Origin of the sequence: Lentzea sp. NEAU-D7 (assembly GCF_026242055.1) — a bacterium.
Lineage (GTDB): Bacteria > Actinomycetota > Actinomycetes > Mycobacteriales > Pseudonocardiaceae > Lentzea.
The window spans coordinates 91,030-113,259 of sequence record NZ_JAPJDL010000028.1 but is presented as its reverse complement, the minus strand read 5'-3'; the positions used below and the strand labels follow the sequence as shown (position 1 = coordinate 113,259).

23 protein-coding genes are annotated in these 22,230 nt (G+C 69.7%); 11 read left to right on the top strand and 12 right to left on the bottom strand.

Features of this window, described 5'->3' with window-relative positions; translation table 11 throughout:
* Positions 1–6 precede the first annotated feature (6 nt).
* The 4 genes from ORI60_RS39035 to ORI60_RS39020 all read right to left on the bottom strand — a co-directional run bounded on the left by ORI60_RS39035 (position 7) and on the right by ORI60_RS39020 (position 4,117).
* A complete protein-coding gene (locus ORI60_RS39035; protein WP_266043058.1) occupies positions 7–393 on the bottom strand; it encodes a hypothetical protein in 387 nt (128 codons plus the stop codon).
* Positions 390–2,756, bottom strand: a complete 2,367-nt coding sequence (locus tag ORI60_RS39030; RefSeq protein ID WP_266043057.1) for an AAA family ATPase — start codon at positions 2,754–2,756, stop codon at positions 390–392. The genes ORI60_RS39035 and ORI60_RS39030 overlap by 4 nt, the downstream gene beginning before the upstream one ends.
* A 155-nt stretch (positions 2,757–2,911) precedes the next feature.
* The gene (locus ORI60_RS39025) at positions 2,912–3,268 is read right to left on the bottom strand and encodes a peptidase inhibitor family I36 protein (RefSeq protein WP_266043056.1); all 357 of its coding nucleotides are present in this window, start codon (positions 3,266–3,268) and stop codon (positions 2,912–2,914) included.
* Between the two features lie 39 nt (positions 3,269–3,307).
* On the bottom strand, positions 3,308–4,117 hold the full coding sequence (locus tag ORI60_RS39020) for a DUF72 domain-containing protein (RefSeq protein WP_266043055.1): 810 nt from the start codon (positions 4,115–4,117) through the stop codon (positions 3,308–3,310).
* Positions 4,118–4,134: 17 nt separating this feature from the next.
* Between ORI60_RS39020 and ORI60_RS39015 the strand changes: the two genes are divergently transcribed.
* Positions 4,135–4,869 (top strand): arylamine N-acetyltransferase family protein, encoded by a 735-nt coding sequence (locus tag ORI60_RS39015; RefSeq protein WP_266043054.1) that lies wholly within the window; start codon positions 4,135–4,137, stop codon positions 4,867–4,869.
* On the opposite strand, the gene ORI60_RS39010 is transcribed toward ORI60_RS39015, so the two are convergent.
* Positions 4,824–6,524: a glycoside hydrolase family 5 protein gene (locus tag ORI60_RS39010; protein ID WP_323055992.1), complete on the bottom strand. Its 1,701-nt coding sequence runs from the start codon at positions 6,522–6,524 to the stop codon at positions 4,824–4,826. The genes ORI60_RS39015 and ORI60_RS39010 overlap by 46 nt on opposite strands.
* 88 nt (positions 6,525–6,612) lie before the next feature.
* On the opposite strand from ORI60_RS39010, the gene ORI60_RS39005 reads away from it, so the two are divergent.
* On the top strand, positions 6,613–7,170 hold the full coding sequence (locus ORI60_RS39005; RefSeq protein WP_266043052.1) for a PadR family transcriptional regulator: 558 nt from the start codon (positions 6,613–6,615) through the stop codon (positions 7,168–7,170).
* The gene (locus ORI60_RS39000; protein WP_266043051.1) at positions 7,167–8,462 is read left to right on the top strand and encodes an FAD-dependent monooxygenase; all 1,296 of its coding nucleotides are present in this window, start codon (positions 7,167–7,169) and stop codon (positions 8,460–8,462) included. Before ORI60_RS39005 ends, ORI60_RS39000 begins: the two co-directional genes overlap by 4 nt.
* Here the strand turns inward: ORI60_RS39000 and ORI60_RS38995 are convergent.
* A complete protein-coding gene (locus ORI60_RS38995) occupies positions 8,383–9,141 on the bottom strand; it encodes a DUF72 domain-containing protein (protein ID WP_266043050.1) in 759 nt (252 codons plus the stop codon). The two genes, ORI60_RS39000 and ORI60_RS38995, sit on opposite strands and share 80 nt — an antisense overlap.
* Positions 9,142–9,213: 72 nt before the next feature.
* Here ORI60_RS38995 and ORI60_RS38990 point away from each other — a divergent pair, with 72 nt between their 5' ends.
* The 3 genes from ORI60_RS38990 (at position 9,214) to ORI60_RS38980 (ending at position 10,482) form a co-directional block, all read left to right on the top strand.
* On the top strand, positions 9,214–9,501 hold the full coding sequence (locus ORI60_RS38990) for a type II toxin-antitoxin system Phd/YefM family antitoxin (RefSeq protein ID WP_266043049.1): 288 nt from the start codon (positions 9,214–9,216) through the stop codon (positions 9,499–9,501).
* Positions 9,489–9,896, top strand: a complete 408-nt coding sequence (locus ORI60_RS38985) for a type II toxin-antitoxin system VapC family toxin (RefSeq protein ID WP_245983624.1) — start codon at positions 9,489–9,491, stop codon at positions 9,894–9,896. The genes ORI60_RS38990 and ORI60_RS38985 overlap by 13 nt, the downstream gene beginning before the upstream one ends.
* Positions 9,897–9,978: 82 nt before the next feature.
* Positions 9,979–10,482, top strand: coding sequence for a DUF2199 domain-containing protein (locus ORI60_RS38980; RefSeq protein WP_266043048.1), 504 nt, complete (start codon positions 9,979–9,981; stop codon positions 10,480–10,482).
* Here the strand turns inward: ORI60_RS38980 and ORI60_RS38975 are convergent.
* Positions 10,433–10,975 (bottom strand): HAD domain-containing protein, encoded by a 543-nt coding sequence (locus tag ORI60_RS38975; RefSeq protein ID WP_266043047.1) that lies wholly within the window; start codon positions 10,973–10,975, stop codon positions 10,433–10,435. The two genes, ORI60_RS38980 and ORI60_RS38975, sit on opposite strands and share 50 nt — an antisense overlap.
* A gap of 59 nt (positions 10,976–11,034) precedes the next feature.
* On the opposite strand from ORI60_RS38975, the gene ORI60_RS38970 reads away from it, so the two are divergent.
* Positions 11,035–11,361: a hypothetical protein gene (locus tag ORI60_RS38970; RefSeq protein WP_266043046.1), complete on the top strand. Its 327-nt coding sequence runs from the start codon at positions 11,035–11,037 to the stop codon at positions 11,359–11,361.
* A gap of 80 nt (positions 11,362–11,441) precedes the next feature.
* On the opposite strand, the gene ORI60_RS38965 is transcribed toward ORI60_RS38970, so the two are convergent.
* From ORI60_RS38965 to ORI60_RS38950, 4 genes are all read right to left on the bottom strand, one after another.
* Complete coding sequence (locus ORI60_RS38965) at positions 11,442–13,550, bottom strand: 3-hydroxyacyl-CoA dehydrogenase NAD-binding domain-containing protein (protein ID WP_266043045.1); 2,109 nt, start codon at positions 13,548–13,550, stop codon at positions 11,442–11,444.
* Positions 13,547–14,761 carry a thiolase family protein gene (locus ORI60_RS38960; protein ID WP_266043044.1) on the bottom strand — a complete coding sequence of 405 codons (1,215 nt, stop codon included), beginning with the start codon at positions 14,759–14,761 and terminating at the stop codon, positions 13,547–13,549. Before ORI60_RS38960 ends, ORI60_RS38965 begins: the two co-directional genes overlap by 4 nt.
* 92 nt (positions 14,762–14,853) lie before the next feature.
* On the bottom strand, positions 14,854–15,303 hold the full coding sequence (locus ORI60_RS38955; protein WP_266043043.1) for an ABA4-like family protein: 450 nt from the start codon (positions 15,301–15,303) through the stop codon (positions 14,854–14,856).
* Positions 15,300–16,181, bottom strand: a complete 882-nt coding sequence (locus ORI60_RS38950) for a hypothetical protein (RefSeq protein WP_266043042.1) — start codon at positions 16,179–16,181, stop codon at positions 15,300–15,302. The genes ORI60_RS38955 and ORI60_RS38950 overlap by 4 nt, the downstream gene beginning before the upstream one ends.
* 61 nt (positions 16,182–16,242) lie before the next feature.
* Between ORI60_RS38950 and ORI60_RS38945 the strand changes: the two genes are divergently transcribed.
* From ORI60_RS38945 to ORI60_RS38935, 3 genes are all read left to right on the top strand, one after another.
* Positions 16,243–16,884 carry a MerR family transcriptional regulator gene (locus ORI60_RS38945; RefSeq protein WP_266043041.1) on the top strand — a complete coding sequence of 214 codons (642 nt, stop codon included), beginning with the start codon at positions 16,243–16,245 and terminating at the stop codon, positions 16,882–16,884.
* Positions 16,885–17,055: 171 nt separating this feature from the next.
* Positions 17,056–17,562, top strand: a complete 507-nt coding sequence (locus ORI60_RS38940) for an RNA polymerase sigma factor (RefSeq protein WP_266043040.1) — start codon at positions 17,056–17,058, stop codon at positions 17,560–17,562.
* Entirely contained in the window at positions 17,559–18,317 is a 759-nt protein-coding gene (locus tag ORI60_RS38935) for a hypothetical protein (protein WP_266043039.1), read from the top strand. Before ORI60_RS38940 ends, ORI60_RS38935 begins: the two co-directional genes overlap by 4 nt.
* A 45-nt stretch (positions 18,318–18,362) precedes the next feature.
* On the opposite strand, the gene ORI60_RS38930 is transcribed toward ORI60_RS38935, so the two are convergent.
* Entirely contained in the window at positions 18,363–21,545 is a 3,183-nt protein-coding gene (locus ORI60_RS38930) for a S8 family serine peptidase (protein ID WP_266043038.1), read from the bottom strand.
* A 140-nt stretch (positions 21,546–21,685) separates the two neighbouring features.
* Between ORI60_RS38930 and ORI60_RS38925 the strand changes: the two genes are divergently transcribed.
* Complete coding sequence (locus ORI60_RS38925; RefSeq protein WP_266043037.1) at positions 21,686–22,174, top strand: HIT family protein; 489 nt, start codon at positions 21,686–21,688, stop codon at positions 22,172–22,174.
* Positions 22,175–22,230 lie beyond the last annotated feature (56 nt).

Below are 22,230 nucleotides of genomic sequence, written 5' to 3'. Positions count from 1 at the left end.
GTGCCCTCAGGTGAGGTCGATGTTGCCGGAAAGGGTCAGGGTCGGCTCGAGGGACGCCACGACCGAGGCGGTGTCGGCGTGCCAGCCGGTCAGCTCCTCGACGGTCGGGGTCAGTTCGTAGCCGTGGTGCCGGATCGCACGGCTCAGCGCGTGCCACAGCTGGGAGGCGTCGTGCGCCGCGTCGGCGTCCACGTGGGACGGAAGACTGATCAGCAGGGCGTGCACGGGCTGGTCGGTGTTCCCGGCCCCGCAGGCGCGGGCCACCGACCGTTCCACCGCGGTGCGCAACAGCTCGGCACAGCAGCGGATCCGCACCCCGTCGAGCTGGTCGGGGCGCGCCAGCAGGTTCGCCACGCAGGTCAGCCGGTCCTGGACATAGGAGGGGAGACTCATCGCTGCAACCACCCCGCGAGCAGTTCGGTGTCGCGGATCAGCACGTCCAGATCTCCGCACTCCCCGCCGACCCGGCACGCCAGCAGCAGGTCCACCGCCCACGAGCCGACGACGTTCTCCAGGTGCGGCAACAGCTTCGCGGGCTCCGCCAGGTCGTCGAGGACGGCCAGCGCGAGCTTCTGCCTGGTCGTCAGCGCGCATTCGAGCAGGCGCTCGACCTCGGCGTGCGGGACGCCGCGGCCGAGCCGTTCGCGGCGGAACCGGGCGTGCGCCGCCGCTTCCAGGGCCGCCCGGCAGCACGACGCCACGAGCTCGGCCCGCAACGCGTCCGGCAGGTCCTCGTCGACCCGCATCGCGCGGGCGTCGGCCAGGCAGCGGCCGACCGGGTCGTCGGACATCCGCACCTGCACGACGGAGTCCTCACCGCGGCAGACCTCCCAGACCGTCGCCGGCAGCCGCAGCCTCCGCAACGCCTCCACCAGCCGTTCGTCGTGTGTGAAGACCACGACCTGGCGGGTCAGCCCGACGTCGGCGAGCACCTGCGCGAGACCGTCCACCTTGGACGGGTCCATCGCCTGCACCGGGTCGTCGATCATCACGAACCGGAACGGGCTCTCGTCCACCAGCGCGCGCGGCAGGAACAACGCGAGCCCCAGGGAGTGCAGCTCGCCCTGGCTCATCACGGCGAGCGCCGAGTTCGAGACGCCGTCGACCGACACGTCCAGCTCGACGTTGCGGGTGCCGCCGAGCCGCACCGCGCCCAGGTCGACGTTGCTCTGCTGGCGCAACCGCTGCCAGATCCGCTGCGACTCCTTGGCGAACGGCGCGATCCGCTCGGACCGCAGCGTGGCCGCGGTCTTGCGGATCCAGTTCTCCGCCTCCGTCACGTCGGCGAGCACCTCGGCGTCCGCAAGCGCTTGCTGAGCCTGCGAATGCCACTCGAACAACGCGATCGCCATCGGCCGCCACACCAGGTCGCGCCGGTCGATCTGGTCGCGCGCCACGGTCTTGAGCTGGTCCACGGCCTGGACGAGGTCCGCGTACCGGTCGAACAGCTCCTGGCGCAGCCGCACCGGGTCGTCGATCGACACGCAGGCCTCCCACGCCTGCCAGGCCTGCAGCGCGGTCGTCGTGTCGAGCACGTCCTGCGCCTCGGAGAGCACCTCGGGCACCGGCACGCACAACGCCCGCGTGGCCGCGACCGCCACGTCCAGGCGGTCGGCGGCCTCGTGGAGCTCGGCGGCGGCGCGCGCGAGGTGCTCGGCGCGGTCCTTTGCCTTCGCGAGCCACATCCCGTCGAGCCGGCCGAGATCGCACACCGGGCACGTCTGGCTGCCGCCCGACTCCTGCAGCTGGATCGCGAGCCTCAGGATCTCGCTGCACCGCAACGAGTCCTGCGCGTTGGCCGTGGCCACGACGGTGACCGCGCCGAGCGCCTGGTCGAGCGTCTCGCGGACCCGCTCGACCTCCTCGTCGGGCGGCAGCGCCACGTCCACGATCTGGTGCAGCAGGTTCGTGCCGCTGCCGACGTCCGCGCCGAGCGCCAGGTCCGCGATGGCGTCGAGGTCGGGGGAGGTGCTGCCGAGCAGCGCGGCGGCGCGGCGGGCGCGTTCGTCCTGGGACGCCAGCAACTCCGCGCGCACGCGTTCCCGCCGGTCGTGAGGGCGGGCGACGACCTCGGCGAGACGTTTGCGGTGCTCGGCGAGCGCCTGCTGCGCCTCGGTGATCGCTTCCAGGCCGAGGAGGCGGTGCATCGCCTCGTAGAGGTCCTCGGGCTGCGCGTCGAGGACGGTCCCCAGTTCGCTGTAGGGCAGGAACGGCCGGTAGGTCTCCAGCGCGTCGTGCCACCTGCTGCCGTCGAACGGCTTGTCGTCCTGCGTCCACTCACCGCGCGCCAGATCGTCCTCCGGCGCCCACTGTCTTCGGATCGTCGTCCTGTCCGTCCGGGCGCTCTGGAAGAGCTCCAGCTCGACGGCGGTGTCGCGCTGGTGCAGGTTGCGCCAGCCCTGCCGCCACACGTCGTGCCGTGCTCGGGTCCAGCGCGAGTTGTAGCCGGTCAGCGCCAGCTCGGCGGCCTCGGCGAAGCTCGACTTGCCCGAGCCGTTGCGCCCGGTGACGACGGTCAGGCCTGGCCCCGGCGCCAGCGGCAGGCGTGCCTGGGGTCCGATTCCCCGGAAGCCGCGCACCCGGATCTCCGACACGAAGATCTCCTGGCCGGGGCCGTCGGTCCGCTGCCGCGGAGGTTCCTCCTGTGAGGGCACACCGTCGAGCGCGCGCTCCAGCGCCGCGTCTCCCCGGCACGCCGCCAGCACCAGCTCTGCCGCACGTGGGGTGAGATCGTCCTTGGCCAGTCTCCCGGCCATCAGTTCGAGTAACCCGGCTTCACCCGCCACGGTCACATTTCCTCCAGCTGCCACCACTCGATAGGGCGGCAACTTAGGCACGAAAGGGGACCTACTGACGAGTACTCACACGATCGAGTGGTGTTACATAGGGTGACTAAAGTTGGTCGCCGTCGTTAAGGACCCCACACCTGCAGGCCTCTGATCACGAAGTAGGCGTCCGGCACGTAGGTGCCGTGCTTCGGATAGGTGGTGAACTCGGCCTCGGTCGAGCAGTTCTCGCGCTGGTAGACCGTCGCGTCCCTGCTCAGGCGGTTGGCGAACGACTTCCCGGTCACCGTGAGGGTGATGCACTCGCCGGGGTTCGCCGATTCCACGTCGAGGCGCTGAACCGTTCCGGTGTAGTCCGCACCGGACCACACGCAGAACTCCCCCTTGTCGCAGGTCTTGTCACTCTGCGCTACGGCGATCCCACTGGAGGCAACCGAGCCCGCAGTGATCACCAGGGCGGCGATGATGCTCTTCGTCGACATGGGCGCACCTCCGTCCGGATGAGTGTGCGTCCGTTCGGATCAACGTGCCAGACGATCTTGGAACGCCTTGGCGTCGCGCGGGGCGTAGGCCTTCGCGTCGTTGTCGAAGTAGACGAACACGTCGCCGTGCTCGCGCCAGGCGCGGACCTTCCCGGCCCACTCGTCGAGGCCCTCGTCGGTGTAGCCGCTGACGTAGAGCTCGTCGTGGCCGTGCAGCCGGACGTAGACGAAGTCGCTCGTCACCTCTTCGATCAGCGGGTACTTGCCGGCCGCGTCCGCGACCACCAGCGCGATGTCGTGGCGCCGGAGCAGCTCGACGAACTCCGGCGTGTTGAAGCTGTCGTGGCGCACTTCGAGGGCGTAGCGCATCGGCCGTTCGGCGTCGGTGGTGGTGTGGGCCGGGTCGACGCGGTGGTCGTGGAGCTTCGCGACCTCGGCGGCCTCGGTGGTGGTGCGGGGCAGGCCCTCGAAGAAGCCGGTGAGCAGGTCCGCGTCGAACCGCAGCGTGGGCGGGAGCTGCCATAGGATCGGGCCGAGCTTTGGGCCCAGGGCGAGGACTCCGGACGCGAGGTAGTTCGCGAGCAGCTCCTTGCCGTCCTTGAGGCGCTTCATGTGCGTGATGAAACGGCTGCCCTTGACGGAGAACACGAAGTCGTCCGGCGTCTCCGCGGCCCACTTCTGGTAGCTCGACGGGCGTTGCAGCGAGTAGAAGGAGCCGTTGATCTCCACCGAACCGAGCTGCTCGCTCAGGTAGGCCAGCTCGCGCTTCTGCGTGACGCCCTTGGGGTAGAACACGCCGCGCCAAGGTGGGTAAACCCACCCCGAAGTGCCGATCCTGACCTCACCCATGTGGATATCGTGGCACGGTGGACGACTACCTACAGCGCATCGGTGCCACCCGCACGTCGTCGTTGGCGGAGCTGCACGAACGGCACCTGCTGAGCGTCCCGTTCGAGAACCTCTGCACGCACATGGACACGCGGATCGTGCTGGAGGTCCCGTGGCTGCACGACAAGATCGTGACGCAGCGGCGGGGCGGGTTCTGCTACGAGCTCAACGGGTTGTTCGCGGAGTTGTTGCGGCACTTGGGACACGACGTCGACCTGCTCGCGGCCCGGACGGTGGGCGAGAGCGGGCGGCTCGGCCCGCCGCTCGACCACATGGCACTGCTCGTGGACGGGACCTGGCTCGCCGACGTCGGGTTCGGGTCGTTCACGCTGCGCCCGCTCGACTGGAGGTCGCGAGAGGACCAGCACGATCCGTTCGGCGTGTTCCGGCTCGCGGACTCGGGGGACGACGTGGAGGTGTGGATGGACGGCAAGCCCCGCTACCGGCTGGATCTCCGGCCGCGCGAGCTCGCCGAGTTCGTGCCGACCTGCTGGTGGCACCAGACCGCGCCGGAGTCGCACTTCCGCGCCGGTCCGATGGCGTCGCTCGCCTTGCCCGCGGGGCGGATCACCGTGACGGACAAGAAGGTCGTGCGGACGGAGAACGGCCGCAGGACCTCGACGGACGTCGAAGATCCCGCGGCCGCCTTCCTGGACCACTTCGGACTTCACTTCCGGCAGAGCAGCGCGTCCGGCGTCCTGCGCCAGTTGTAGGCGATACCGGCGATGTGCTCGTCCTGCGCGCACTGGCCCTTGTAGTGCCCGTTGGCCCAGTCGCCGCCCTGGTCCGGCCGGTTGTCGCCGCGGTCGAACCAGACGACGCGGCCGGCCGATCCGGTCGCGACCGGCGCGCAGACCAGCGTGAAGTTCGCGTAGCCGACGGCCGCGTTGTTGTTCGGGCACTGGAGTTTCGTGTAGCCGGACGCCCAGTCGGCGGTCACGTGCTGCTCGTTGGTGACCCTGGTCGCACCGCTCCACTGTGGACCGCTGACGCACAGGCCTCGGTTGCCGGTGTGGCTGATGCCGACGAGCTTCTCGCTCTGCGGGCAGGACTCCTTGAGGAGCTGGTTCCACCGCGTCTCGTGCGGGACCTGGCCGGTGCGGCTCGGCGCGGTGACGAGGCGGTTCCACGCGCCGGCCCGCCAGTCGTCACCGTCGTTGACGCCCATGCGGTTGCCGGCCGCGTCCCAGTGCAGCAACGCCCATCCGTTGCCGCCGCGGTCGGTGTGGAACCCGACCAGCGGCCAGTAGGCGAAGTCGGTGTCGCCGGCGATCAGCTGGTTCACGAACCGCTCGAACCAGTCGCGTGCCTTGGGGTTGTTCTCGCCGCGGCCGCCGACACCGAACTCGCTGATCCACAGCGGCGCGGTGAAGTGCTTCTGCGCCTCGGTGATGAAGAAGGCTTGGCGCTGCAGGACGTTGACGTGCTCCTGCGGTGAGAGGTCCTGGTAACGAGGGTCGGTCGTCTCGCCGATTCCCGTCGCACCGCTGTGGTTCGGTCCCGTGTAGCCGTAGAAGTGGGCCGAGTAGACGAGCTTGGCGGGGTTGGCGAGCGTGTGGCTGAGGAAGCGCGCCGGCTCCAGCGTCGGCCGGCCGTGCGCGAAGCCGTCGACCGGGATGCCCGTCCAGTTGATGCCCTCGACGATGACGAGCAGGTCGGGCGCCACTTGCTGGAGGCGGTCGGCGGCCTGCTGGGACGCCTTGTGCCAGTCGTGGTCGTTGCCCCAGCCCCAGTTCGGGTCGTCCCAGACGTTGCGGCGAACCTCGTTGTAGAGGTCTGCGCCGACCACGCGCTTGTTCGCCTTGTAGCGGTCGGCCATGAACGCCCAGTCGTTGATCCACTGGTCGGTGCTCTGGCTGGTGTTCCACCGCTCGTTGCCGTCGACGCCGCAGCACCACCGCGACGTCGTGGTGTGGTTGTTGAGGATGACGGCGAGGTTGTTGCGCGTCAGCTCGGCCACGACCGCGTCGTACACCTCCAGCGGCCGCTTTCCGTTGAGCTGCGCGTCCTTCAGGCCGTGGACCGGGTTGGTGTCCTTGATCATCTGGTTGGAGAACGGCAGCCTGATGCTGTTGACGCCGATCTCCTTGAAGCCGCTGATGATCGTCGCCATCGGCGCGCGGTCGAGGCCGAGCGGGACCTGGTCGGCCTTCTCGCCGGAGTGGTGGTTGGCGGGGTCGTTGATGTCGCCGGAGCCGGTGTAGGTGCCGCTCGCACCGTGCCAGTTGCCGGACTTGAGCTTGAAGCGGTCGCCGTGTGCGTCGACGATCCACCGGCCTCGGGTGCTGAGGGGGCCGGTCCAGGCCGCCTCGTCCGCGTGCGCTTGCACGGGAGCCACGAGACTCGCGGCCAGGAGCAGGGGAGCCAAGACGCGAATCGTTCTCATATCTGAACAGGCTAGTTGACAACCCGGACCGTGCCGCAAATACTCGGAACCGAGCGATCGGAGCCGAGTGATGAAGAACCCGCTGGGTATGGCGGTGCTGGGACTGCTGCTGGAGTCGCCCTTGCACCCGCACGCGATGGCGGCGACGTTGCGCGAACGCGGCATGGACAGGGCTTTCAAGGTCACGACCGGTTCGCTTTACGACGTGGTGCGCGCGCTCATGCGTGAGGGGTGGATCGAGGCGCGCGAGACGGTGAAGGTCGGTGCCCGGCCGGAGCGCACGATCTACGGGCTCACCGAGGTGGGGCGGGAGGAGTTCACCCGCTGGGTCGACCGGCTGGTGCGCGAACCGCAGCCCGAGTTCCCGAAGTTCCTCTCCGCCGTCAGCTACCTCGGCGCTCTGGGGCCCGCTGGTGCGGTGGAGGCGTTGCGGGAACGGGCGGAGCGGCTGCGGGCCTCGCTGGAGGAGATGCGCGGATCCCACCGGGACGCGCTGGAGCAGGTGCCGCGGCTGTTCGTGGTGGAGGTGGAGTACGCGGTGCGCATGGCCGAGGCCGAGCTGGGGTGGGTCGAGGAGATCATCGGCGACGTCGAGTCCGGGCGTCTGCCGTGGCCGGAGGAGTCATGACCGTTCTCGTTACCGGCGCGGGCCCGGCGGGGCTGATGGTCGCGGCCGAGCTGGCGTTGGCCGGCGTCGAGGTGGCCGTGGTGGACGCGGCCCCCAGGCGGTTCCCGCATCCGCGCGGCTTCACGTTGTCCGCGCGCAGCCTCGAGCTGCTCGACCGGCGCGGGCTCGCCGACCGGTTCCTCGCCGAAGGACCCGTTGTGCCGTACGGGATGTTCCTGCCGGGCATGGCCCTCGACTTCTCGGCCATGGACACCGACCACCCCTACGCGCTCGGCATCGCTCAGAACCGCGTCGAAGAGCTGCTGGAGGAGTGGCTCGCCGAACTCGGTGTGCGCGTGCGGTGGGGCCGCGAGGTGGTGGACTTCGCGCAGGACGCTGACGGTGTCGACGTCGTGGTCGGCGAGGAGCGGTGGCGCGTCTCGTACCTGGTCGGGTGCGACGGCAGCCGCAGCACGGTGCGCAAGCGGGCCGGCATCGGCTTCCCCGGTGTGGACGCGACCTCGTACGGGCTGGTCGCGGACGTCGAGGCCGACTTCGACGCGCTGGCGACGGGGGAGGTGTTCGTGCTGCCCCGGCCGGGGTACGTGCGGATCGTGCTCGACGAACCCGAACCGCGCACCGGCCCGGTCGAGTTCGGGTACGTGCGGGAACTGCTGACCGCGCGGCTCGGCCGCGAGGTGCCGCTCGGGAGACCCCTGTGGCTCAGCAGGTTCTCCGACGCCGCCCGGCAGGCGGAGAGCTACGTGCGAGGTCGCGTGATCCTCGCCGGGGACTCCGCGCACGTGCATCCGCCGGCGGGAGCGGTCGGCGTGAACGTGGCGCTCGCCGACGCGATGAACCTCGGCTGGAAGCTGGCCGCGACCGTGTCGGGGCGGGCGCCCAGCGGCCTGCTGCAGACCTACCACGACGAGCGGCATCCGGTGGGTGCGCGCGTGGTGCGGACGGCGCGGGCGCAGTCGTTGCTCGGGCGTGAGGAGCTCTCACCGGTGCGAGACCTCGTCGCAGAACTGGGTGCGGCGGCGGGAACGCACCTCGCTGAGCTGGTCACCGGTGTCGACACGCGGTATGACCCTCGTATACCGGGTGACCACCCGTTGCTCGGGCGGCTGGCGCCGAACCTCGCGGTCGAGGTCGGCGGCAGGTCCACGACCGTCGCCGAGCTGCTGCGTCCCGGCCGGCCGGTGCTGCTGGACGAGTTCGGCGGGATGCTGGTCAGGCCGGACGGTCACGTCGCCTGGGTGGCCGATCCGGAGACGCTTCCCGTCGCGTTGCGGACGTGGACCGGGCCATGAGGCTCAGCGCGTTGTACGGCGCCGCGCCGTGCATCGTGTTGTCGAAGTAGACGTAGGTGTCGCGGTCCCACTCGTGGATCTTCCCGGCCCACTCGTCGAGCTGGTCGTCGTCGTAGGAGCTGATGTACAGCTCGTCGTGACCGTGCAGGCGCAGGTACGCGAAGTCGGCGGTCACGGCCTCGATGCACGGGAACGTCGGTGCGTCCGACACGACGTGGGCGACGTTGTGCGCGTGGAGCAGGTCGAAGTAGGCGTCCGTGCGAAACGACTCGTGGCGCGGTTCGAGCGCGTGCCGGCCCGGCGGGAGTGCGGCGAGGAAGTCCTGGAGCGTTGCGCGGTCGAAGCGCAGTGACGGTGGCAGCTGCCAGATGATCGGCCCCTGCTTCGGCCCCAGCGCGAGCGATTCGGTGAACGTCTTGAGCGGGTCCTCGATGTCGCGCAGGCGTTTGACGTGCGTGATCAGCTTGGAGCCCTTGACGGCGAAGACGAAGTCCGGGGGAGTCTCGGCGACCCACTTGCGGTAGTTCGACGTCGGCTGGAGGCGGTAGAAGGAGCTGTTGATCTCGATCGTGTCCATCTGGGCGGCCAGGTGGCTCAGCCACAGCCGCTGGGGAACTCCGCGGTAGAAGCCGTCGCGCCACTCGGGGTAGCGCCAGCCCGACGTGCCGATGCTGATCACGCCGTCCGGGTAGCCCGGCGTCGCTGTAGCTACTCCGTAGCACTTTTCTGTGTTTTGCGCTACGGTGGTGGCATGCAGCAGCTCAAAGCCATCGGCCAGCGTGAGCTCCGCAACGACAACGCGGAGATCATGCGGCGCGTCGAGGCGGGTGAGGGCTTCGTCGTCACCCGCAACAACAAGCCCGTCGCCCAGCTCCTGCCGTACCGGGAGGACGCCGTGACGCGGCCGCCCCTGGGTGACGTCCAGGTGCTGTTCGGCACGCTGCCGCCGGTCGACGCGGACCGGTGGGAGGCCGACCGCCGCGCGGCCGACGAGGTGTTCGGCGCGGACGACCCGCTGGACGACCCGTGGCAGAGCTGAGCTGTCTGCTCGACACCTGTGTGCTGATCAGGCTCGAGCGGGCGAACCTGGGTGAGTACGTGAACGCCCAGCCGTTCCTGAGCGCCGTCACCATCGCGGAGCTCGCGTTCGGGCTCGACACGGAGGACCCGGTCGAGCGGTTCGCGCGCACGGAGCGGTATTACGCGGCGCTGCAGACGTTCGAAGTGCTGCCGTTCGGCGTCGAGGAGGCCAAGGTCTACGGGCAGATGGCCTCGCTGGTGCGCCGTGCCGGCCGCAGCCCGCGCCCGCGGCGGATGGACCTGCAGATCGCGGCCACGGCGGCGGTCGCCGGCCTGCCCGTGCTGACGATGAACGTCAAGGACTTCAAGGACGTCGGGCGGCTCGTGGAGGTCGTGCCGATCCGTCAGGTCTGAGCGCCGTGGAAGAAGTACCGGCCGGGACCGAACGCGAACAGCTGGTCCAGGAGCCCATCGGGCAGGCTCTAGGCTGCCCGCCATGACTTCTCCGGGGTTCACCTGTTCGTGCTGCGGTGAGGTGCACGACGGCCTTCCGTTCGGTTACTCGATGGCCGCGCCCGTGTACTGGTCGCCGGACGTCGCCGACAAGCCGGGCAGCTTCCTCGCCGGGGAGCAGTGCGTGATCGAGAACGAGCACTTCTTCGTGCGCGGCCGCATCGTGCTGCCGGTGCGCGACGCCGAGGAGGAGTTCGACTGGGGAGTGTGGGTGTCCCTCTCTCCGGCGAACTTCGCGCGCATGATCGAGGTCTTCGAGGACCCCGCCCGCGTGAACGAGCCGCCCTACTTCGGCTGGCTGTCGACAATCCTGCCCGGCTACGAGCCCACGACGCTCAACCTCAAGATCAACCTGCACACGCAGGAGATCGGGGTGCGGCCGTTGGTCGAGGTCGAGCCCACCGATCACCCGCTGGCGGTGGAACAGCGCGAGGGCATCACGGTCGCGCGGGTGCAGGAGTTCGCGGAGATCGCTCTGCACCAGTGAGGAACGCCCGGACCCGTTCCAGGTGGTCCACGCCGATCCCCTTGCGCGGGTCGACCGGCACCAGCAGCGTGTCCGGCCTGCTCGCCGCCCACTCCTGGTCTCCTGGCTGGAACTCGTCGTCCAGCCAGGCGATCGGACGCGTCCCCGCCCACTCGGTGATCGCCGGAACCTTGCCGTGGCGGCCGTCGGCGTGATCGGAGCCGCGGCCGCCGAAGTCGATCCACTCCAGCTCGGGCAGTCCGATGCGCGGCCCGATGAACTCGTTCGCCTCGTGCTCCCACGTCGTCGCCCACACCAGGTCCGCGCCGGTCGCGGCGGCGAGCGACAGCAGCCACGGTCCGTGTGACGGGTCCAGCCACACGCGCAGAGGGCGGAAGAAACCGTACGGAAGGATTCGATGTGTGGTGTAGCCGGCCGGACGCCGGGTCGGCTTCGCCAAGTACGGGTTCAGCGGGCCGTCGACGTCCAGCAGGATCGCGGGACACGGGAACATGACCTGATCGAAACATCCCAACGGCTAATGATCCCGCGATTCATCCCGATACGTGACACATGACTGTCACGGACATCGCGTCGTGGTGCACCGCGGACCACGTGCGAGCCGCGCTCGAACATCACCTCGAAGGCGCGCTGGTAGAAGTCCCCGGAGATGACGACGCACCACGCTGGGCGTTCAGCGAGGCGCTGCGCAGGTCGTTGATGCTGCGCCAGACGCACCCGTTCGACACCGTCGCCATCGGGCTGCCCGACCTGCTGCGCTACCGGGAACTGGTGGCCGGCTCCGAGGTGACTCTGCGCGCCACGAACATCGACGCCTACTTCATCCGCGAGGACGGGTCGGCCGAGCTCCACCAGCCGGAAATGGTGCCGGAGGCCTAGGCCTTCCCCTCCGGGCGGTCCAACGACAGAGGCGCCCCTCCGCCAGGCCGGTGGAGGGGCGCCCCTGGACGTTGCGGCGATCAGGCGGGCACGGAGGCCACACCCGGTGCCAGGAAACGCTTTCCGGTCACCTTCTCGGAGATGCCGGTGCGGTCCAGGTACGGCGTGATGCCGCCCAGCCAGAACGGCCACCCGGCGCCCAGGAGCATGCACAGGTCGATGTCCTGCGCCTCCGCGACCACACCCTCGTCGAGCATGATCCGGATCTCCTCGGCCAGCGCCTCGAGCGCGCGCGTCTTGACCTCGTCACCGGTCAGGGGCGAGTCACCGAACTCCCACAGCGCCTGGACCTCGGGGTCGACGGTCTGGTTGCCGGAGGCGTCCCACTGCCAGACCGCGCCCTTGCCGGCGGCGACGAACTTCTTCATGTTCTCCGACACCGAGAAGCGGTCCGGGAACGCGCCGTGCATCGTCTCCGACACGTGCAGCGCGACGGCGGAACCGACGAGCTGCAGCAGGATCATCGGCGACATCGGCAGGCCGAGCGGCTCCGTGGCCTTGTCGGCGACCTCGAACGACGTGCCCTCGTCGACCGACTTGATGACCTCGCCCATGAAGCGGGTCAGCAGGCGGTTCACGACGAACGCGGGCGCGTCCTTCACGAGCACCGAGGACTTCTTGAGCTGCTTGCCGATCGAGAACGCCGTCGCGAGCGTCGCGTCGTCGGTCTGCTCGGCGCGCACGATCTCCAGCAGCGGCATGACCGCGACCGGGTTGAAGAAGTGGAAGCCCACGACCCGCTCGGGGTGCTTGAGCTTCGACGCCATGTCCGTGATGGACAGCGACGACGTGTTCGTGGCGAGGATCGCCTCGGCGGAGACGTGCTCCTCGACCTCGGCGAACACCTGCTGCTTCACGGCGAGGTCCTCGAACACGGCCTCGATCACGAAGTCGGCGTCGGAGAACGCGGACTTGTCGAGCGAACCCGACACCAGCGCCTTCAGCCGGTTCGCCTCGTCGGGCGAGATCCGCTTCTTGCCCGCCAGCTTGTCGATCTCGCTGTGGACGTAGCCGACGCCCTTGTCCACGCGCGCCTGGTCGATGTCGGTCAGCACGACCGGCACGTGCAGGCGGCGGATGAACAGCAGCGCCATCTGCGAGGCCATGAGGCCCGCGCCGACGACACCGACCTTGGTGACCTTGTGCGCCAGCGACTTGTCCGGTGCGCCGGCCGGACGCTTCGCCCGCTTCTGCACCAGGTTGAACGAGTACAGCCCGGCACGCAGCTCGTCGCTCATGACGAGGTCCGCGAGGCCCTCGGTCTCGGCGGCGTAGCCCTTCTCCAGGTCGTTCTCGCGCGCCAGCTCCAGCAGCTCCAGCGCCTTCAACGCGCCGGGCGCCGCGCCCTTGGTCTTGCCGTGCACGATGCCCTTGGCGCGCGCGACGGCGGCGTCCCACGCGTCACCGCGGTCGATCTCCTTGCGGGGCACGGAGATCTCGCCGCGCACGACGCCGGACAGCCACAGCAGCGACTGCTCCAGGTAGTCGGCGGAGTCGAACAGCACGTCCGCGATGCCCAGCGCGAGAGCTTCCTTCGGCTTGAGCATCTTGTTCTGGTTCAACGCGTTCTCGAAGATCACCGTCACGGCGTCGTTGGCGCCGATCAGGTTCGGCAGCAGCTGCGTGCCGCCCCAGCCCGGGAACAGGCCCAGGAACACCTCGGGCAGCGCGATCGCGGCCGCGTTCGACGCCAGCGTGCGGTAGTGGCACGACAGCGCGAGCTCCAGGCCACCGCCCATGACCGCGCCGTTGACGAAGGCGAAGGTCGGGATGTCCGAGTCGGTGAACTTCTTGAAGACCTCGTGGCCCAGCTTGCCGATCGTGACGCCCTGCGAGCGGTCCGTGGCCTGCTCGACGGCGGTCAGGTCCGCGCCGACGGCGAAGATGAACGGCTTGCCGGTCACCGCGATGGCGGCCGGGCCGGCGGCGTAGGCCTCGTCGAACGCCGCGCCGAGCGAGACGAGCGACTGCGGGCCGAACGTCGACGGACGGGTGTGGTCCAGGCCGTTGTCGATCGTGATGAACGCGACCGGCTTGTCGAGGCCGGGCACGCTGATCAGACGCGTCTTGGCGTGGGTGACGACCTCGTCGGGGAAGATCGCCTTTGCTTCCTCAGCGGTGATGGTCACTTGCCACTCCAGTTCGGGTTCTCCCAGATAACGGTCCCGCCCATGCCGATGCCGATGCACATGGTGGTGAGGCCGTAGCGCACGTCCGGACGCTCGGCGAACTGACGCGACAGCTGCGTCATCAAACGCACACCGCTGGACGCCAGCGGGTGGCCGGTCGCGATCGCGCCGCCCCACTGGTTCACGCGGGGGTCGTCGTCGGCGATGCCGAAGTGGTCGAGGAACGCGAGCACCTGGATGGCGAACGCCTCGTTGACCTCGAACAGGCCGATGTCCTCAATGGACAGACCGGCGCGCTCGAGGGCCTTCTCGGTGGCCGGGACCGGGCCGATGCCCATGACCTCGGGCTCGACGCCCAGGAACGAGTAGCCGACCATCCGCATGCCGATGGGAAGACCGAGTTCGCGCGCGGTCTCCTCCTCGGCGAGGATGCAGCCGGTCGCGCCGTCGTTCAGACCGGCCGCGTTGCCCGCGGTGATCCGGCCGTGCGGGCGGAACGGCGTCTTGAGCTTCGCCAGGTCCTCGACCGTGGTGCCCGGACGCGGCGGCTCGTCGGCCGTCGCGAGGCCCCAGCCGTTCTCCGCGGACCGGGTCGCGACGGGCACGAGCTCCGGGCCGATCTTGCCGTTCTTGAGCGCGTCGGCGTACTTGGCCTGGGAAGCGGCCGCGTAGGCGTCGGTGCGGTCCTTGGTGATGTGCGGGAACCGGTCGTGCAGGTTCTCCGCGGTCTGACCCATCACGAGCGCGCTGGTGTCGACGATCTTGTCCGACAGGAAGCGCGGGTTCGGGTCGACGCCCTCACCCATCGGGTGGCGGCCCATGTGCTCGACACCGCCCGCGATGGCGACGTCGTAGGCGCCGAACGCGATGCCGCTCGCGGCCGTGGTCACGGCGGTCATCGCGCCCGCGCACATGCGGTCGATCGAGTAGCCGGGGACCGACTTCGGCAGGCCCGCGAGCAGTGCCGCGGTGCGGCCGAGCGTGAGGCCCTGGTCGCCGATCTGCGTGGTCGCGGCGATGGCGACCTCGTCGACCCGCTCCGGGGGCAGCTCGGGGTGCCTGCGCAGCAGCTCACGGATGACCTTCACGATGAGGTCGTCTGCACGGGTCTCGGCGAAAATCCCCTTGGGGCCGGCCTTGCCGAACGGCGTGCGGACGCCGTCGACGAAGACCACGTTCCGAACGCGTGCCGGCGCTGCTGGTGCGGCCACGGCGTCTCCTCCACTTGTGGTGACAACTCTGTCCACTGCCGGTGGGGCTGCGCGACATCCCTACCGGTGGGTAACGCCAACTCTAACCCTAGTTACTGGTGAGTAACCACAGCGGCACCCGTGTTCGTTGTGTCACACACCTTGCGGACGATCAGGAACAGCGGCAACCCGACGGGGGCCAGCAGGATCGTGATCACCAGAACGGGTGCCATGACCAGCGGGTGGACGTCGAGCCGCCGTCCTTCGAGGTACATCCAGCGGCCGACGAACAGGTCCCACGCGATCATGTGCGCCCAGACCAGCGCCGCGCCCGTCGGCGTGCTCATGAACTCGGCCAGCGCGCCGATTTCCGGGCTCGTGACCAGCGGCAGCAGCTCCGGCAGCACGGGGACCATCAGCACGATGTAGATCACGACCGGCGGCAGCGCGATCAGGTGGGACTCGGCGATCCGCCGCGTCCACGACCACTTCGGGGCGAGGATCATCAGCGCCCAGAACGGCGCGATCAGCAGAAACGTCAGGTCGAACAGGACGGCGGTCATGCGGTCACGAGCTCCTTCTTCGGTGCACGCGCCCACACCACGCCGAGTGCGGTCGCGACGACGATCCCGGCGAGCGCGAGCAACGTCGTGCCGTCGGGCTGGAACAGTGCCTGGCCGCGCAACGCCTGCCAGGTCACGAGCAGGAAGATCCCCAGGAACGACCCGCTGAGGACCCACGCCAGCTTCGTGGTGGCGCGGGCGCCGAGAAGCGCGATGAGCACCGGCAGCACCTGCAGCGCGTGCATGCCCACGAAGTGCCCGACCCTCAGGTCACCGTGCTCGGTGCTCCACCCGGTGATCGCCATGTAGGCACCGCCGTCGGGAGCGCCGATCGTGTGCGAGCCGAGGGTGCCGCCGTCGAGGGCCTGGCCGGGCTTCGGCTGCGTCATCAGAAAGCCGACGCCGAGCCCCAGGAACGAGATGACGAGCCCGAGCCGGATCGACCACGACAGGGCCTCGTTCTCGATCTTCGTGCGCCACAGCAGGATCGCGACGATCGCGTGCGTCACCCACAGCACGACGATCGTCGCGCCCATGATCGAGAACAACGCCCCGTCGAGCGGGGTCTCGAAGTTGAAGTGGCTGCGCTTGCCGCGCACGACCTGGCCGACGATGACGACCATCTCCAGCGCTCCGGCCACCGCCAGAACGGTGCCGGCCCACCAGCCGACGCGCTGGAACCTCTTCAGGTACGTGAGCAGCCACGCCAGCGTGAACGCGTAGAGCGCCAGCGACACGGCGAACTTGAACGGCTTGAGCCAGATCGGCGAGTTGACCATCACCCGGTCGTCGACCAGCAGACCGACGAGCGAGACCGGGATCAGAAGCACCATCGACCAGCCGAAGAGGACTAACGGGCGGTGCCACGTGCGAAGCATCTCTCTGTACCCCCTGAATGGATAGCGACACTCTCTACTATCCGGAAGCTACACTATCCATATGCGTGTTGGCGAGCTTTCCAAGAGAAGCGGCGTCGCGGTGCCGACGATCAAGTACTACCTGCGCGAAGGACTGCTGCCCGCCGGCGTGCTGACCAGCCCGAACCAGGCCCACTACGACGACGAGCACCTGCGCCGGCTCCGGCTGGTGCGTGCGCTCATCGACGTGGGCGGCCTGTCCATCGCCTCCGTGCGCGAGGTGCTCTCGGCCATCGACACCCGCGACGACTCGCTGCACAACAAGCTCGGCGCCGTCCAGGAGGCCATCAGCCAGCCGGGTGCGGTGGAACTCGATCCGCAGGCCGTCGCGGACGTCCAGGCGTTCTTCGCGAGGCACGGCCAGTCGGAGTGCGTCGACGTCACCGAGTCGAACGTGACCCACATGCTCGCGGCCGCTCTGTCCTCGGCCCGATCCGTCGGCCACGACCAGATCCGCGACCTCCTCGACCCCTACCTGGAGGGGCTGAAGATCATCGCGCAGGCCGACCTCGAGTACGTCGTCCGGCACACCTCGCCCGACGACGTCATCGAGGCGATGGTCGTCGGCACCCTCATCGGCGACACCGTCATCAAGGCCCTGCGGCGGCTCGCACACGCCCAGGTGTCGAGCGAAGTGATCGGCGGCGGCGCGGCCCAGGGCTGACATATCGCACCGACGGAATCGTCCGGCACCCCTGTGACCTGCTGCTTAGCAATGACTCTTTGGACTTCGTCCGCAAACGAGTCGTTGCAAAGGTGGTGGGGTGGTGGCGAAATTCGGCTGGGCCGAGTGAAAGAGCGGGCGTCCTGCCGGACATGTCCCGGGGTGGAGCAGGTGGACGTGGAACCGCGCCAGACGGGGTTCGAGGCCGTCGCGCAGGAGCTGATCGAGCCGCTGCGCCGGTACCTGGCGCGGCGGACCGATGCCGCGACCGCGGACGACGTGCTGTCCGAGACGTTGCTGGTGGCCTGGCGCCGCCGTGACGAGATGCCGGCCGAACCGCTCGCCTGGGCGTACGCCGTCGCCCGCAACTGTCTCGCCAACGCGGACCGCACGCGCCGCAGGCAGGACCGGTTGCTGGTGCGGATCTGGCAGCTCGCGAGACCGCCCGAGCACGCGCCGGCACGCGACGACCCCGATCCGGGGCTCGCCAGGGCGCTCGCGCGGTTGTCCGCCGTGGACGCCGAGCTCGTGCGGCTCTGGGCGTGGGAGGAGCTGGGGCCCGCCGAGATCGCCCAGGTCGTCGGCATGAGTGCCAACGCGGTCAGCATCCGCCTGCACCGGGCACGCCGGAAGTTGAAGTCCCTGCTGGACGAGCAGGCGGAAGGAGAGCGGCCATGACCGACGACGACCTGCGCGACCGGATGCGCCGTGCCGATCGGGCGGCCTCGCTTCGTCCGCTGCCCGACGACGAGGCACGCCGCCGGGTTGCCGGGGCCGCGCTGGACGTGCGCGTCGCGCCGCGGTTCTCCTCGCGACGGCTGCCCGTGCTGGTCGGGGCCGCGGCCGCGATCGCGGTGGCCGCCGGGGTGCTGGTGCTGACCGGCGGTGGTTCCGAGCAGGCGCCGGGATCGGGAGTGGCCTTGCCGACGTCTGCTCAGCGCGGTCCGGAGGACGGTGTGGTGAACGGTTCGGGGCTGCCCGACAACAGCGGGGGACGGCCGGCCACCAGCAGCCAGACCCAGACCGCGACGAGCACACCGCCGGCGACCGCGCCGCCGGTCACCACCTCGTCCGAAGGCCGCAAGACCACGGTCGTCGTGCTCACGGAGACTCCCGCCGACCCGGACGTCCGGTGCCGCGCGCCGGAAGCGGCGGTGCTCGGGGAACGCGCGCAGATGGCGTTCGAGGCGACCGTGCTGCGGCTCGAGGGCGATGTCGTGACGCTGCAGGTTCATCACGCCTGGATCGGCGAGGCGGACCTGATCGAGGTCAGGAATGCCACCGGCTCGCCGGTCCTGGCCGGGTTCGAGCCCGAGGTCGGCCGGAGGTACCTCGTCGCGGCGAGCGACCTGCGGGTCATGGGCTGCGGTTACAGCGGACCCGACGAGCCCGGGTTGCGGGCGGTCTACGACGAGGCGTTCCCGAAGCGCTGAAGACGACGGCGATGCGCCCTGGTGCGGGCGCATCGCCGTCCCGGCCTACTTCGTCAGGTAGGCGTTGATCACGGTCTGGGTGACCGAGTCACCGCCCTTGCCCACGGCCGTGGCCCGCAGCGAGACGCTGCCGCCCCTGGCCGGGTTGACCACGAACAGCGAGTCGCCGAAGACCAAGGCCTTCTGCCAGGTCACGCCCTTGTCGTAGGACACCTGCGCGGTCAGCGACCTCGTCTGCCCCTGCACCGTCAGCGGGATCTGCTGGAACCGGTGCGCGGGAAGCGTTCCGTCGAGGCCGAGCTTCGGGGTGAACCTGACCATGGTCAACGGCACCTGCGTGACGCCCGGGGTCGTGGCCGAGTCGAAGCCCCACGTCGTGGTGACCGAGGTGCTGATCGCCGCGACGCCCGAGCGGTTCGCCGTGGTGGTCAGCTCGTAGCGGCCCGGCGTCTGCGGCATCGAGAAGAACGTCTCCAGGTCGAGCGGCCGGTCCGTCGAGTCGACCACCGTGCCGCCGGTGTTCAGCACCGTCGACCCGGACTCCACGACCGAACCGCCGGATCGGCCCTGGCCGTCCGCGAAGAAAGGCAGGCTGCCGAAGAGAATGTCCCCGTCGCGGTAGAGGCCGACGCGGCGCTCGTCGGTCAGCACCGGGCCGAAGACGCCCGTGTTGAACGTCTTCTTGTAGGTGCGGCCCGGCTTGAACTGCTCGTTCTCGCCGTTCCAGTACGCCTCGGTGACGTCGCCGTGGTCCTGCTCGAAGCGCAGGCTCCAGGTGTTGCCGGGGGAGTGCAGGTTCAGCTTGCGCGTGTGCGGCAGCGCGTACCCGAACGCCACTCCGAACAGCGGGCTGTCGCCCACCTCGGCCTGCGCGTGCAGGTAGCCGGTGCGTCCCTCGGCGGTGGCGCCCGCCGAGGCCGTGATGGTCACGAGGTCCTTGGACTTCAGCTGCTTGCGGTAGCCCGTCCAGAACTTCGTGAGCGTCGTGTTCTGGTCGACGACGTGGAACTCCTCGTGGCCGTCGCCGGTGTAGGAGGCGATGACCAGCTCGTTCATCTCGCCGGACCTGCCCTCGGGACCGACGTGCGCGGTGCTCAGGACGCTGAGCGGCACGCCGAGCAGGCCGAAGCCGTACTCCATCGACGGCATCTTGTGGCCCACGCGGATGTACGAGTGGCGTTCGGCCGGCTTGCCCGGCAGTCCGATGTCGACGGGCTTGGCCTGGCGGGCGTCGAGCGTGATCGTGGTGTCGGCGCCGACCTCGATGTTCGTGCCGCTGAACCAGCTGTAGTACGGCGTCGGCTGGTCGGCGGGGACCCACTGGTGGCCGTCGAGCAGGTAGCGGCCCTTGGCGACGCGCAGCGACTCCAGGCCGGTGCCGAGTCCGGCGTAGGCGCCCGTCGCGTCCCCGGTCACGCCCTGCAGGCTCGCGCCCCAGTTCGCGGCGGGCTTGCCGTCGCGGCCGATCGCCTTGACCGTGAGGGTGTAGCGCTCGGGCTCGCGCGTCACGGCCGCAGGAGTGACGACGGACTGGCCGCCGCCGCTCGCGTTGATGTACGCGCTGAACGTGCCGGACGCGTCCCCGCCAAGCTTGGTGTCCGCGGTCAGGGTGGTGGTGGCCGTGCCGTGTGCGGGCACGGTCAGAGTGGCGTCCTTGAGCGTGAAGAAGCCCTGAGGTGCTGCCGTGTCGACCTTGAGCGCGAGGGTCACCGGCTGGTCGCCCTCGTTGCGGTAGACGACGTTCTTGGTCATGGGGACGTCGTCGTGGTGCGGCCACAGCGCCGTGCCGAAGGAGACCGAACCGGACGAGATCGTCTGCTTGATCGCCTGGGCGACGTCCGTGCGCCCGGCACCCTGTTCGAACGGGGTGTGTGCGCCCGGCTTCGCCGACGCCATCAGCGCCGCCTTGATCTGGTCGCCACGCCAGTCCGGGTGCGCCTGCGCCAAGATGGCCGCCGCGCCCGCGACGTGCGGGGTGGCCATCGACGTGCCGTTCAGCGAGACGTAGCCCTCCGCCGGGCTGGGCATGGTCTCGCCGAGCCTGCCCGCCGCCGCGGCGCCGATGCCGACGCCGGGAGCGGTGATGTCCGGCTTGATGGCGCCGTCACCGTTGCGCGGGCCGGTGCTGGAGAAGCTCGCGAGCCTGTCGTCGCGGTCCACGGCGCCGACGGTGAGCGCGGCGTCCGCGCTGCCGGGAGAACCGACGGAGTTCGGCCCGTAGTTGCCCGACGCGATCACGAACAGCGTGCCGGTCTCCTGCGAGAGCCTGTTGACCAGGATCTCCATCGGGTCGAGCAACGGGCCGTCGTCGCCGCCGAGACTCATGTTGACGACGTCCGCCTGCTGCTCGACCGCCCACTCGATGCCCGCGAGGATCCCCGAGTCGTAGCCGGACCCGTCGTCGCCGAGCACCTTGCCGTCGAGGATGCGCGCGCCGGGAGCCACGCCCCGGAACTTCCCGCCCGACTTCGCCCCGGTGCCGGCCGCGATGGACGCGACGTGCGTGCCGTGCCCGACGCGGTCCTGGTTGTCGGGGGAGTCGGAGAAGTTCTTCTCGGCGACCTCCTGCGTGGCGAGGTCCGGATGCGTGTTGTCGACGCCGGTGTCCAGCACGGCGATCTTCACGCCCTTGCCGTCGAACCCGGCCTGCCACGCCTGTGGCGCCCCGATCTGGGCGGTGCTGCGGTCGAGCGCCGCCGTGCGGACCGCGTCCAGCCAGATCGTGGTCTTCGCACTGCGCCCGTTCGCCAGCGACTTCCACACGTCCGGCGCGGTGTCGGCGGTCACCGTGACGGCGTCCACGCCGATGCGGCTGAACGACCGCGCGCTCGGCAGACCGGACCCCGCCGACACGAGCAAGCCGAGACCCCGGCGCTTGGTGTACTCGGGCCTGCTCAGGAGAGCGAGGTCGAACAGGCGCCGGTCCAGCCGGCCCTCGCTGATCAGCGGTTCCACGTCGGCGGGCACGGCGTAGAGGTGCGCGCCGTCCTCTCTCGTGGAGACCGCGATGTGCTCACGGCCTGGTGCCGGCTTGAACTGGATCGGCTTGCCTTTGCCGTCGGTCAGCACCTGGTCGCCCGTGATGAGGGTGATCCACAGCTGACCGGAGGCCGGGCGGCTCGCACCGGTCGTGGTGGTCCCGGCCGTGGTCGCGGCGGCGGGGGTGGCGCCGCTCAGGGCGGTGGCCAGCACGAGGCCGGCCACGGCGAGGGGGAGATGAGGTGTCAAGGGAGGCCTCTCCTGGGGACGGACAACTGCTCGGCGGCATATGTCCGTCACCGCGCCCCGATATTTCGCAACGGCAACTGTCAACGCTCCTGGCACCCCAGCCGACCGCACTTCCGGCGACGACCGGGTAGAGCTGGATGATGACCACTCGCGTGCCCTGGGACTCCGCCGGCTACCTGGCGCTCGCCCGCCGGGCCTGCTTCGTCTGCGAGCTCCTCGCCGGCAACCCGGACTACCCGCACCACGTCGCCCACTGCGACGAGACCGCGATCGTCTTCGCGAGCCGGTTCCCCTCGGTGGCCGGCCACTTCCTGGTGGCGCCCGTCGACCACCGCGAGCACGTCATCGCCGACTTCACCCCCGACGAGTACGCGGCGATCCAACGCGTCGTGCACCGAGCGGGCACCGCGTTGAGCTCGTTGCTGCCCGTCGAACGGCTCTACGTCCTGTCGCTCGGCAGCCAGCAGGCCAACCGGCACGTCCACTGGCACCTCGCGCCGTTGCCGCCGGGAGTGCCCTACGAAGATCAGCAGATCGCCGTCTTCGAGGCTTCGCGCGGCGTCCTCGACCTGCCCGACGACGAGGTGGCGGACCTCGCGCGGCGACTCGGTGAGCGCATGGCCGACTGATGTGTCGGCCGATCTGCTCGTCCGACACCACCCTTGACCTGCAGCTTAGCAATGAG

What these genes read in the sequence shown, in the direction of transcription:
- ORI60_RS39035 (WP_266043058.1), bottom strand. Translation starts at nt 393, where the DNA reads ATGAGTCTCCCCTCCTATGTCCAGGACCGGCTGACCTGCGTGGCGAAC.
- ORI60_RS39030 (WP_266043057.1), bottom strand. Translation starts at nt 2,756, where the DNA reads ATGGCCGGGAGACTGGCCAAGGACGATCTCACCCCACGTGCGGCAGAG.
- ORI60_RS39025 (WP_266043056.1), bottom strand. Translation starts at nt 3,268, where the DNA reads ATGTCGACGAAGAGCATCATCGCCGCCCTGGTGATCACTGCGGGCTCG.
- ORI60_RS39020 (WP_266043055.1), bottom strand. Translation starts at nt 4,117, where the DNA reads ATGGGTGAGGTCAGGATCGGCACTTCGGGGTGGGTTTACCCACCTTGG.
- ORI60_RS39005 (WP_266043052.1), top strand. Translation starts at nt 6,613, where the DNA reads ATGAAGAACCCGCTGGGTATGGCGGTGCTGGGACTGCTGCTGGAGTCG.
- ORI60_RS39000 (WP_266043051.1), top strand. Translation starts at nt 7,167, where the DNA reads ATGACCGTTCTCGTTACCGGCGCGGGCCCGGCGGGGCTGATGGTCGCG.
- ORI60_RS38990 (WP_266043049.1), top strand. Translation starts at nt 9,214, where the DNA reads ATGCAGCAGCTCAAAGCCATCGGCCAGCGTGAGCTCCGCAACGACAAC.
- ORI60_RS38980 (WP_266043048.1), top strand. Translation starts at nt 9,979, where the DNA reads ATGACTTCTCCGGGGTTCACCTGTTCGTGCTGCGGTGAGGTGCACGAC.
- ORI60_RS38975 (WP_266043047.1), bottom strand. Translation starts at nt 10,975, where the DNA reads ATGTTCCCGTGTCCCGCGATCCTGCTGGACGTCGACGGCCCGCTGAAC.
- ORI60_RS38970 (WP_266043046.1), top strand. Translation starts at nt 11,035, where the DNA reads ATGACTGTCACGGACATCGCGTCGTGGTGCACCGCGGACCACGTGCGA.
- ORI60_RS38955 (WP_266043043.1), bottom strand. Translation starts at nt 15,303, where the DNA reads ATGACCGCCGTCCTGTTCGACCTGACGTTTCTGCTGATCGCGCCGTTC.
- ORI60_RS38950 (WP_266043042.1), bottom strand. Translation starts at nt 16,181, where the DNA reads ATGCTTCGCACGTGGCACCGCCCGTTAGTCCTCTTCGGCTGGTCGATG.
- ORI60_RS38945 (WP_266043041.1), top strand. Translation starts at nt 16,243, where the DNA reads ATGCGTGTTGGCGAGCTTTCCAAGAGAAGCGGCGTCGCGGTGCCGACG.
- ORI60_RS38935 (WP_266043039.1), top strand. Translation starts at nt 17,559, where the DNA reads ATGACCGACGACGACCTGCGCGACCGGATGCGCCGTGCCGATCGGGCG.
- ORI60_RS38925 (WP_266043037.1), top strand. Translation starts at nt 21,686, where the DNA reads ATGACCACTCGCGTGCCCTGGGACTCCGCCGGCTACCTGGCGCTCGCC.